Source organism: Actinomadura sp. 7K534 (assembly GCF_004348575.1).
In the GTDB taxonomy this organism is placed as follows: Bacteria; Actinomycetota; Actinomycetes; order Streptosporangiales; family Streptosporangiaceae; genus Spirillospora; species Spirillospora livida.
In genome coordinates this window covers 1-10,152 of record NZ_SMKB01000248.1, presented here as the reverse complement: position 1 = coordinate 10,152, position 10,152 = coordinate 1, and the positions used below count along the sequence as shown (strand labels likewise).

Below are 10,152 nucleotides of genomic sequence, written 5' to 3'. Positions count from 1 at the left end.
CCCCAGCCCCGCACCCCGGCAGGGCTGGATCGGGACAACACGCCTTAGTCAAGGAGGCGTCCATCATGTCGGGCGATCACCACACCATCGAACTCCCTAGCACCCTGGCCCCTGCCCCATCCAACGGCACCCCGACCCACGGCCCCGCGACCAACGGAACGGCGGCCCACGACCTCCGCACACTCGACGAGCCCACCGCGTCACTGCTGGGCGAACTGACCCTGCCCGCCGAACGGGAGTCCGTGCCCCATGCGCGGCGCTTCAGCCGGTCGGTGAGCACCGTCTCCGGCGTCGGCCACATCGCCGACGACGCCGAGGTCCTGGTCTCCGAACTGGTCACCAACGCCGTCCGGCACGCGCCGGTCCCCGGCTCCGCGCTCATCCTGAAACTGCTCCGCACGGGCACCAGGCTCCGCATCGAGGTCCACGACGAGAGCGCCGCGGTGCCGCGGCCGCGCCCCGTCGACCTCATGGAGGAGACGGGACGGGGCTGGTTCCTCGTCGCGGTCCTGGCGGAACGGCACGGCACCGACCACACGCCCTCCGGCAAGTCGGTGTGGTGCGAGGTGCGGGCCTGGCCACGGGACGAGCACCCCGGACACTGAGCCGTCCCCTCGCAGATCCCCGGTTCAGCGATGGGAGGCGCGCCATGTCCGGTGACTACTACCGCTCGGACGGGAGCCGCGCCACGGCCGAGGAGGCCCAGCGGCTGCTGCTGGACGTGCGAGGACGCCTGCTCGCGCAGGACGTCATCCGCGTCGGCGCCGTCACGGTGGTCGTCTCGACCTGGTTCACCGTGATCGACCTCGGGCTGGCCGCCAACGGGCGGCCGCTGCTGTGGCAGACGATCGTGTCCGACACCACGATGCACGCCGACATCGGGCAGTACACGACGCGCGACAAGGCGGTGCGCGGGCACGCGCAGGCGGTCTCGATGATCACGAGCCGGCTGCGCGGGCTGGTGGCGCGCGCGGCCCTGGACGAGGCCCGGTCCTGAACCGTGCCCGCGGGGCCGGCGCGGGACCGAGCACGGCACGAGTACGAGCGAGAGCACGGCGGACGAGCACCGCACGAGCGGCGAGCGCATGCCCGGAAACGGGCGTGCGCGAGCGCAGACGAAGACGAAGTGACCGAGCACGGGCCGGAATCCGCGGTCCGGTTCCCCGCATGAGGTTGTGATCTGAATGGTCGCCGAAGGTCGGCAGGCGGACCCCCACGCGGCCGCCGCGAGAAGCAAGCCCCCGGACCACCCGTCCGGCCGCAAGGGACGCCGCAGGCGGTCCATCCGCCTGCGGATCACGGCCCTGCTGCTGGTGCCGCTGGTCTCCCTCATCACCCTGTGGGCGTTCGCCGCGAACCTCACCCTCGGTGACGCGTTCGACAAGTACGACTTCTCCACCACCTACGACAAAGTGGGGCTTCCTGGCATCTACCTGGTGAACCACCTCCAGGCGGAACGCTCCCTCAGCGTCGTCGCGCTCGCCACCGGCGACGCCGGGGCCCAGAAGAAGCTCGCCGGGCTGCGGCAGCGCGTCACCGGAATCGAGAGGTCGTTCCGCTCGACCGCCCTGTCGCCCGAGGCCCGCGACGCCGCCGAACCCGAGACGAAGGAGCGGCTCGCCACCGCGCTGAAGGCGCTGGACACACTGCCCGAACTGCGCGCCGAGGTCGACTCCGGCGACGTCGAGCCGCTGAAGGTCATCAACGCCTACAGCGCCGTCCTCGACGAGGTCATCAAGGTCTTCAACGGCCTGGTGACGGTCAACGACGTCGCGATCGTCACGCAGGGCCGCGCGCTGATCAGCATCGGCAACGCCCGCGCCAACATGCTCCGCCAGGACTCGCTCGTCACCGCCGCGATGGCGCGCAACGGGCGGCTCACCCCGGCCGAGCACACCGCGTTCGTGCAGTGGGCGGCGGAAGGGCGGCGGCAGTTCGAGGCGGGCCTCGCCGACCTCAACGACGAACTCCGCGGGCCGCTGCAGAAACTCGCCGCGTCCGACGAGTACAAGCGGTTCCGCGCGGCCGAGACGGCGATCGTCCAGGTCCGCGACGACCGGCTGCCCGCCGAGGCGGCGCAGTGGCAGGCCACCACCCAGCTCCTGTCGGAGGCGTGGGCGCAGCAGGTCACCCAGGCGAGCCTCGCGCTCAACGAGATGGCCGAGCCGATCGGCGAGCAGATCGTCATGCGGCTCGTCCTCGCCGGCGGGTTCGGGCTGCTCGCGGTCGTCGGGTCGATCATCCTGTCGCTGCTGGCGGCGCGCAGCCTGTCCCGGGAGCTGCGCGGCCTGCAGCGCGCCGCGCTGAACCTCGCCGAGGACCGGCTGCCCAGCGTCGTCGCCCGGCTGAGGCGCGGCGAGGAGGTCGACGTCGAGGCCGAGGCGCCGCCGCTCGTCATCGGGAAGACCCGCGAGGTCGCGAGGGTCGGCGACGCGTTCACGAAGGTGCAGCACACCGCGATCGACACCGCCGTCCGCGAGGCGTACCTGCGGCAGGGCATCAGCCGCGTGTTCCTCAACGTCGCGTGGCGGAGCCAGTCGCTGCTGCACCGCCAGCTGCGGATGCTGGACGAGATGGAGCGCAGCGCGTCCGACCCGAAGGCCCTGGAGGACCTGTTCCGCCTCGACCACCTCACCACCCGCATGCGCCGGCACGCGGAGGGCCTGGTCATCCTGTCCGGGACGTCCCCGGGCCGCGGCTGGAGCCGGCCCGTGCACGTCGAGGACGTGCTGCGCGCCGCGATCGCCGAGGTCGAGGACTACAAGCGCGTCGAGGTCGTCGTCGTGTCCGGCCAGGCCGCCGTGATCGGCGAGGCCGTGGCCGACATCATCCACCTGCTCGCCGAGCTGATCGAGAACGCCACGGTGTTCTCGCCCGCGCCCACCGAGGTGCTGGTCCGCGGCGAGATGGGCGCCAACGGGTTCGCCGTCGACATCATCGACCGCGGCATCGGGCTCGACCAGTCCGAACTCGACGCGCTCAACCTGCGGCTCTCGCGGCCGCCCGAGTTCGACCTGGCCGTCACCGACCGGCTCGGCCTGTTCGTCGTCTCCCGGCTCGCCGGCCGGCACGGCATCAGGGTCGCGCTGCAGCCGTCCCTGTACGGGGGCGTCAGCGCGGTCGTGCTGATCCCGCGCCGCCTCATCGTGGACGTCGACCAGCCCGACGACGAGGACGGCGCCGTCCCGGGAGACGTTCCCGTCGCGCGGGCCAGGCCCGTCCACGAGAACGGCTCCGCGCCCGCGAACGGGGCGGCGAAGGCGTGGCCGACGCCGTCGTCGTCCTCCTCCACGGCGATGCTCAACGCACCGACGCCGTTCGACACGTCCGCGCCGCCCGAGGACACGTCCCCCACGATGTGGGACGGCGCCACACCCTCGTGGGACACCTCAGCACCGGCCTACGACCCCGCGCACGACCCCGCGCACGACGCGGCGCAGGTGCAGGGCACCGCGCCACCCGACACCCCGGCGTCCTCCTCGGACCGGCCGGGCTACGACGCGACGGTGGGGTTCAACGCACCGGCGTCCTTCCAGGACCAGCCGTCGTACGACGGGACCGAGACCCCGCCGTCGTACGGGACCCCGCCGTCGTCCGCGTACGGCCCGGCACAGTACGGGGAGGCCGGGACCGCCTTCGACGCCACGCGCCAGTTCGGGCAGCCCGGGCCCCAGCAGTACGGCCAGGGCTACGGCGCGCCCGCGTCCTTCGGCGAGGCCCAGGCGCATTCGGGCGGCGGGCGCGCCCCGCTCCCGCGCCGCGTCCGCGGCGGGAACCTGGCGCCGCAACTCCGCGACGAGCAGCCGTTCGCCGCGCCATCGGCCCAGGACGACGCCGTCGCCGCCTGGGAGGAACGTTCAGCGGAGGCGTCCCGCGACCTGTTCGCCTCCCTGCAGGCGGGCTGGCTCCGCGGCAGGGACGAGGACGAGGGACCCGGGGACGCCATGGAGGGAAGATCATGACCCAGCAAGTCGCGGCCGAGCTGAACTTTCTCCTCGACGATCTCGTCGACCGGGTGCCGCAGATCCGCAAGGTCGTCGTCCTGTCCCGGGACGGGCTCGTCATGGGCATGTCCCGCGGCGTCGGCCGCGAGGACGCCGAGTACCTGGCGGCCCTCGCCGCCGGGTTCCACAGCCTCGCGATCGGCGCCAAGCCGCAGCTGGAGTCCGGCGAGATCCGGCAGACGCTCGTCGAGATGGAGAACGGCCTGTTCTTCGTCGTCCCCGCCGGCGCCAACAGCTGCCTCGCCCTGATCAGCGAGGTCGGCGCCAACGCGGGCCTCGTCGCCTACGAGATGACGATGCTGGTCAAGCGGGTCGGGAGGCAGCTGTCCACCGGTCTCAGGCAGGGCGGGCCCGGCCCCGGACACAGGTGACCCGCGATGGACCCGAGCGAAACGCCCGGCGCCCCCAGGGGGCCGGGCCGGGAACGGTGGCTGGACGCCGCCGCCGGACCCATCGTCCGCCCCTACGCGGTGACGCGCGGCCGCACCCAGCCGACCGGCGAGCCGCTGGACATCGTGGCGATCCTCGTCGCGACCGGCCGGCCGCCCGCCGAACCCGGCCGGCTGTCCCGCCAGCAGCGCCGCCTGCTGGCGCTCTGCCGCCGCCCGCACGCCCTCGCCGACCTCGCCTCGGACCTGGACCTGCCGCTCGGCGTGATCCGGGTCCTGGTCGGCGACCTGCTCGACTCCGGCCTCGTGGACGTCCAGCGGTGGTCCACGCCGGCCGGCCAGCCGTACGTCCAGCCGCACACCGACCAGAACCTGCTCAGGAGGGTGCTCGATGAACTCCGCGCGCTCTGACCCCCCGCCCGACGCCACCGAGGAGCATGACGACCGGGCGGACGGTCCGCGGGTCGCGTTGAAGATCCTTGTCGCCGGCGGGTTCGGCGTCGGGAAGACGACGATGGTCGGCGCGGTCAGCGAGATCCGGCCGCTGCGGACGGAGGAGGCGCTGACCGACGCGAGTATCGGCGTCGACGACCTCGACGGGCTCGGGTCCAAGACCACCACGACCGTGGCCATGGACTTCGGCCGGATCACGCTGCGCGACGGCGTCGCGATCTACCTGTTCGGGACGCCCGGCCAGGAGCGGTTCTGGTTCATGTGGAACGAGTTGTCGCGCGGGGCGCTCGGCGCGGTCGTGCTGGCCGACACGCGGCGGCTGATGGCGAGCTTCGCGTCGATCGACTACTTCGAGCAGAAGGGCACGCCGTTCGTCGTCGCCGTCAACTGCTTCGACGACGCCGACCGCTACGACCCGCCGGAGATCAGGATGGCGCTGGACATCGATCCGCACGTGCCCGTGCTGCTGTGCGACGCGCGGCAGACCGTGTCGGCCAAGCAGGTGCTGGTCGCGCTGGTCGAGCACGCGCTGCGGCTCGCCAGCGGCCCGTCCTCGACGAGCCCGCGGGCCTGGCGGACCCCGGCCCCCACCCGCGACGGCTAGCCGTTCTGGCCCTCCTCCGGCTGCGGGGGGCCCATGATGATCTCGTCCACGCCGACGTCGTGGCCGTTCGTGCAGCGGACCTGCGACTGGACCGCCGCGCCGCAGCCGGCGTGGGTGAGCATGACCTGGCGTCCCTCGTCGCCGGGCAGGTAGGTTTCGCCCCACTCCATGAGCCCGACGAGGGTGGGCGCGAGGTCCTGGCCCATCTTCGTCAGGTGGTACTCGTAGCGCGTGCGCTGCCCCGGTTCCTGGTAGGGCTCCCGGCTGAGCAGGCCGGCCTTGACGAGGTGGCGCAGGCGTGCGGTCACGGCCGACTCGGTCATGGCGAGGTTGCGGACGAAGTCGCCGAAACGGTTGGTCCCGAAGTACGCCTCGCTGAGCACCAGCACCGCCGACGGCGGGCCGAGCGCGGCGAGCGTCCTCGCGACCGGGCAGTTCTGCATCGACCAGGCGTCGCGGTCGGCGAAGTGCCCCTCAAGTGCGATTGTCACCCCTCCACTATAAACCTGCTGACTTCGCTTGACCAAAGTCAGCCCGCTCGCTAGCCTCCCTGACTATGGTGGAACAAAGTCAGGTACGCCCACGGCCGGTGCTCGCGGTGCTCTCCGTCGCCTCCTTCATGGCGGGCCTCGACCTGTTCATCGTCAACGTCGCCTTCGACGAGATCGGGCGCGACTTCACCGGCGCGTCCATGGCCGACCTGTCCTGGGTCCTCAACGCCTACGCGATCGTCTTCGCCGCGCTGCTCGTCCCCCTCGGCCGCCTCGCCGACCGGTACGGACGCAAGCCCGTCCTCATCGCCGGGCTCGTCGTCTTCACCGCCGCGTCCCAGGCGTGCGCCATGGCCCCCGACCTGTGGTCGCTCGTCGGCTTCCGCGTCCTGCAGGCCGTCGGCGCCGCCGCGCTCATCCCCACCAGCCTCGGCCTGCTGCTGTCGGCGTACCCGGCCGCGCGCCGGGGCGGCGCCGTGCGGATCTGGTCCGCCTCCGCCGCGCTCGCCGCCGCCGCCGGGCCCGTCGTCGGCGGCGTCCTCGTGGACGTCTCCTGGCGCCTGGTCTTCGAGATCAACATCCCGATCGGGATCGCGGTGACGCTGCTCGCGCTGCGCTACGTCCCCGACTCCCGCGAAGGCGCCACCGCCCGCATCCCCGACCTGCCGGGGACCACGGTCTTCACCCTCGCCGTCGCCGCCCTCGCCCTCGGCCTCGTGAAGATCAACGACTGGCCGGGCGAGCAGACCGCCCTCGTGGTCGGCGCCGCGCTCCTCGCCGTCGCCTGGTTCTGGCTCCGCTCCCTGCGGCACCCCGCGCCGGTCATCGAGCCGTCCCTGCTCGCCGTGCGCACCTTCTCCTGGTCGAACGTCACCGTGCTGCTGTTCAGCGTCGCGTTCGCCGCCAACCTCCTGCTCGGCGTCCTCTGGATGCAGCAGATCTGGGACTACTCGCCCATCAGGACCGGGCTCGCCGTCGCGCCCGGCCCGCTGATGGTCCCGGTCATGGCGATCATCGCCGGCAAGATGGCCGCCGCACGCGTCCCCGCCGGTCTGATCACCGCCGTCGGGTGCACGCTCTGCGCCTTCGGCGTCGCCCTGATCGCGATGAGCCTCGGCCCGGCACCGGCCTACACCACCGAGCTGCTGCCGGGCTGGCTCATCGGCGGAGTCGGCGTCGGCCTCGCCCTCCCCACCATCCTCTCCGCCGCCGCCGTCGACCTGCCCGCGCACCGCTACGCCACCGGCAGCGCCGTCGTCAACATGAGCCGGCAGATCGGCACCGTCCTCGGCGTCAGCCTCGCCGTCGCCGCCCTCGGCGCCCCCATCGGCTACACCGAAGCACACGACGCCTACGTGAACGCCTGGCTGATGGTCGGCGGGTTCATGGTGATCGCAGCCATCACCGCCCTTGGCATGAACCCGCGCCGACCGCAGCCCTCCCCCACCGTCCCCGACACAGAAACGGAAGTGGTCGCCCGCGCCTCATAACCGAAAGACCCGGGCCGCGGGCGAAGCCTTGACCCGGACCGAAAGGTTCGGTTCGTCCGCAGATCCCGAATCACAGCGGGCACCTTCATCCGGAGAAGGTGCCCGCTGTATTTATTTGTTTTTCTGGGGGTTGAGCGCCCGGGGGGCGCTCAACCCCCAGAAAAACGTGCGATCGCTGCATCGCTCCGTCTCGGCCGGGGGCCTCGCTGCGCGATCAGGTTCCTCGCAGGCTCGGAACCTGCCTTCGGACGCGATCGCGGTGGTTTTGGTCGTTGCGGGGTTGCTGTGGTGGCTGGTGTAGGCGTGTTTGTGGGTGCGGGGCTGTGCGCACCTTTCGGCTAGAGCTTTGAGTGGCTTAGTAGGTCGCCTGGTTGGCAGTCGAGTTCTCTGCATAGGGCGCTCAGGGTTGTGAAGCGGATCGCTTTGGCTCTGCCGTTTTTGAGGATGGAGAGGTTGACCGGGGTTACGCCTACTCGCTCGGCCAGGTCGGTGAGGGTGATGCCTCGTTCCTCTAGTAGGCGGTCCAGGTGCACTTCGATTTGGTGGGGGTCCTCGGGGGGCATCAGACCAGGCCCTCGGTGTCGGCGCGGAGGCGGGTGCCGTAGCCGAACGCGCCTGCCAGGCCGGCGGCCAGGAAGGACAGCAGGACGGGGAGTGCGGACAGTTCGTAGCTGATCTCGACCGCCTGTTCCATCGGGGTGCCCGAGACCAGGATGGTCGTCGCCAGGACGTCCAGGGCCGGGACGAGGGTGGCGGTCACCAGGAGGGTGGCGGCGACGGCGAAGAGGCGGCGCGTGTTCCGGCGGTCGAAGATCTCCTGGTCGGCGCGGAACGTCGTGGCGATCTGCATGATGACGGTCAGGATCGCGAGGATCAGGATGCCCTGGACGATCTGGGGGCCGACGAGCAGGACGCGGTCCAGGAGGCCGGGGGCGCTCACGGTCAGTTCGGCCTGGTGGGTTCCCTGGAGGGTCATCCCGTCCGCGGACGGGGCGGTCACCTGGGCGCGGTCGTCCAGGCGGACCTCGCGGGTCTCCGTCGGCGGGATCAGGCCGGTCACGCCCAGGAGCGGGAAGAGGATGCTCAGGCCGACCCCCAGGAGGCCGAGGCTGATGATCCCTTCCAGGCTGTGGCGGTCGAGTGTTCTCCACCAGGAGGTGGTCTTCATGGGTCGCTCCCCGTGCAGCGGCATATCGTTCTTCGATAGTATCGAAAATCGATATGCCGCCGTCAAGGGGGCTATGGGATCTGGTTCCCGGTGCTACGCCTGCAGAGCCGCCAGGAGGACCAGGATCAGGGTCACGACCGCGAAGAGGCCGTGGCCCAGGACGACCGGGACGGGGAAGGCGTGCTCGGCCGGGGTGTCCGGCGTCGCGGCGCCGGGGGCGCCCTGGGTGGTGCGGACGGCCGGTGTGCGGGTCACGGCCAGCCAGCGGGCGAACATGACGAAGCCCAGCAGCGCCACCGGCAGGAGGATCGCGAACGCCGTCCAGGCCAGCGCGCCCGTGTCGGCGAACAGGTAGACCACCCAGACGACCAGGCCGGTCGCGGCGAGCAGGAAGTGCCCGAAGATCACCGGGACGGGGAGCCGGGACGAGCCCTCCCGGCTCGCCCCGCCGCGGGCCATCCAGGTGCCCAGCATGTAGAAGCCGCCGACCGCGGTGACGAGCCAGGCGACGAGTGCGGCGATGCTCATGGTTCCTCCGTGTTCATGACTGCGTTCTCCGGGACGAAGCCCTCGGCCTGGGTGTTCTCGTCGGCCACGCGGACGCCGTAGCGGTAGGCGAGCTTTCCGCCGAGATACCCCGCCGCGGCCAGGCATGCGAGGGACGCGGCCGAGAGCGCGGTCTGGGCGGGCGAGACGGTGCCGTCCCCGAGCCGCCAGCCGAAACCGGCCACGTAGGCGAAGGTCGCGGCGAGGTTCAGGGACATGTGGGTCAGCGCTGTGCGGAAGGCGCGGGTGCCGGGCGGGATGGCGAGCAGGTCCAGGAAGCCGGTCGCGGCGGCGGCCAGCGCGCCGGCGATCCCGAGGCCGATGAGCCACAGCGAGGCCTCGGCGGCGGAGGGCGGGCCGGTGCCGAGGTGCGCGGCGACGTCGATCACGAGGCTGCTCACCCAGGCCCCGATCGGCACCGTCACGAGGATCGGGTGCAGGGGGTGGCCGTAGCTTCCGGCGAGCGGGCTCACCGGCTGTTTGGCGCGGTGCCGCGGGTCGTCCATGACGCCTCCTATTTCGCCAACAAGTATTGGTGTTTTGTGGGTTCGGAGTCAATGGGGTGCGGGTTTGTTGGTGTGTTGTCGGGTTTCGTGCAGTGATCTAGGTGTTTTCGTCGGCCGGGGCTAGGGTGGGTCCGTGACCTCGGATCCCCTCGAAGCCGCCGCGATCCTGAGCGACGACCTGCGGCGCGGCATGTACGCGTTCATCCGCTCGGCCAGGGCGCCGGTGACCCGGGACGAGGCGGCCGCCAGCGTGGGGATCTCCCGGAAGCTCGCCGCGTTCCACCTCGACAAGCTCGTCGGGGCGGGGCTGCTGCGGGCCCACTACGCGAGCCCGGCCGGCGTCCGGAGGGTGGGGCGCGCGCCGAAGGTGTACGAGCCGTCCGGGGTGGACGTGCGGGTCAGCATCCCGCAGCGCGAGCACGGGCTGCTCGCGAGCATCCTGCTGGACGCGGTCCGCGGGCAGGGGGCGGCGGAGAGCGGGCAGGAGGCGGCGCTGCGGGC

At 71.8% G+C, this 10,152-nt stretch carries 12 protein-coding genes and 1 pseudogene; 8 read left to right on the top strand and 5 right to left on the bottom strand.

What is annotated here, in order from left to right; translation table 11 throughout:
* The first annotated feature begins 65 nt into the window (after window positions 1–65).
* From E1266_RS31250 to E1266_RS31225, 6 genes are all read left to right on the top strand, one after another.
* The gene (locus E1266_RS31250) at window positions 66–605 is read left to right on the top strand and encodes an ATP-binding protein (protein ID WP_132053184.1); all 540 of its coding nucleotides are present in this window, start codon (window positions 66–68) and stop codon (window positions 603–605) included.
* Window positions 606–649: 44 nt separating this feature from the next.
* Complete coding sequence (locus tag E1266_RS31245) at window positions 650–997, top strand: hypothetical protein (RefSeq protein WP_131988491.1); 348 nt, start codon at window positions 650–652, stop codon at window positions 995–997.
* 187 nt (window positions 998–1,184) lie between these two features.
* Window positions 1,185–3,962: a nitrate- and nitrite sensing domain-containing protein gene (locus E1266_RS31240; RefSeq protein ID WP_132053182.1), complete on the top strand. Its 2,778-nt coding sequence runs from the start codon at window positions 1,185–1,187 to the stop codon at window positions 3,960–3,962.
* The gene (locus tag E1266_RS31235) at window positions 3,959–4,375 is read left to right on the top strand and encodes a roadblock/LC7 domain-containing protein (RefSeq protein ID WP_132053180.1); all 417 of its coding nucleotides are present in this window, start codon (window positions 3,959–3,961) and stop codon (window positions 4,373–4,375) included. Before E1266_RS31240 ends, E1266_RS31235 begins: the two co-directional genes overlap by 4 nt.
* Before the next feature lie 6 nt (window positions 4,376–4,381).
* Entirely contained in the window at window positions 4,382–4,804 is a 423-nt protein-coding gene (locus E1266_RS31230; protein WP_132053178.1) for a DUF742 domain-containing protein, read from the top strand.
* Window positions 4,785–5,450, top strand: a complete 666-nt coding sequence (locus E1266_RS31225; RefSeq protein WP_132053176.1) for an ATP/GTP-binding protein — start codon at window positions 4,785–4,787, stop codon at window positions 5,448–5,450. The genes E1266_RS31230 and E1266_RS31225 overlap by 20 nt, the downstream gene beginning before the upstream one ends.
* Here E1266_RS31225 and E1266_RS31220 read toward each other — a convergent pair.
* Window positions 5,447–5,941, bottom strand: a complete 495-nt coding sequence (locus E1266_RS31220) for a helix-turn-helix domain-containing protein (protein WP_207946022.1) — start codon at window positions 5,939–5,941, stop codon at window positions 5,447–5,449. The genes E1266_RS31225 and E1266_RS31220 overlap by 4 nt on opposite strands.
* Window positions 5,942–6,006: 65 nt before the next feature.
* Here E1266_RS31220 and E1266_RS31215 point away from each other — a divergent pair, with 65 nt between their 5' ends.
* On the top strand, window positions 6,007–7,431 hold the full coding sequence (locus tag E1266_RS31215) for an MFS transporter (protein WP_132053174.1): 1,425 nt from the start codon (window positions 6,007–6,009) through the stop codon (window positions 7,429–7,431).
* Window positions 7,432–7,769: 338 nt separating this feature from the next.
* Here the strand turns inward: E1266_RS31215 and E1266_RS31210 are convergent, their stop codons facing one another.
* The 4 genes from E1266_RS31210 to E1266_RS31195 all read right to left on the bottom strand — a co-directional run bounded on the left by E1266_RS31210 (window position 7,770) and on the right by E1266_RS31195 (window position 9,651).
* On the bottom strand, window positions 7,770–7,994 hold the full coding sequence (locus E1266_RS31210; RefSeq protein WP_132053172.1) for a helix-turn-helix transcriptional regulator: 225 nt from the start codon (window positions 7,992–7,994) through the stop codon (window positions 7,770–7,772).
* Complete coding sequence (locus E1266_RS31205) at window positions 7,994–8,599, bottom strand: DUF2975 domain-containing protein (protein ID WP_132053170.1); 606 nt, start codon at window positions 8,597–8,599, stop codon at window positions 7,994–7,996. Before E1266_RS31205 ends, E1266_RS31210 begins: the two co-directional genes overlap by 1 nt.
* Before the next feature lie 93 nt (window positions 8,600–8,692).
* On the bottom strand, window positions 8,693–9,127 hold the full coding sequence (locus tag E1266_RS31200) for a hypothetical protein (protein ID WP_132053168.1): 435 nt from the start codon (window positions 9,125–9,127) through the stop codon (window positions 8,693–8,695).
* Window positions 9,124–9,651, bottom strand: a complete 528-nt coding sequence (locus tag E1266_RS31195; RefSeq protein ID WP_132053166.1) for a DUF2231 domain-containing protein — start codon at window positions 9,649–9,651, stop codon at window positions 9,124–9,126. Before E1266_RS31195 ends, E1266_RS31200 begins: the two co-directional genes overlap by 4 nt.
* 133 nt (window positions 9,652–9,784) lie before the next feature.
* On the opposite strand from E1266_RS31195, the pseudogene E1266_RS31190 reads away from it, so the two are divergent.
* Window positions 9,785–10,152 (top strand): annotated as a pseudogene (locus E1266_RS31190) (transcriptional regulator); the annotation flags it as partial.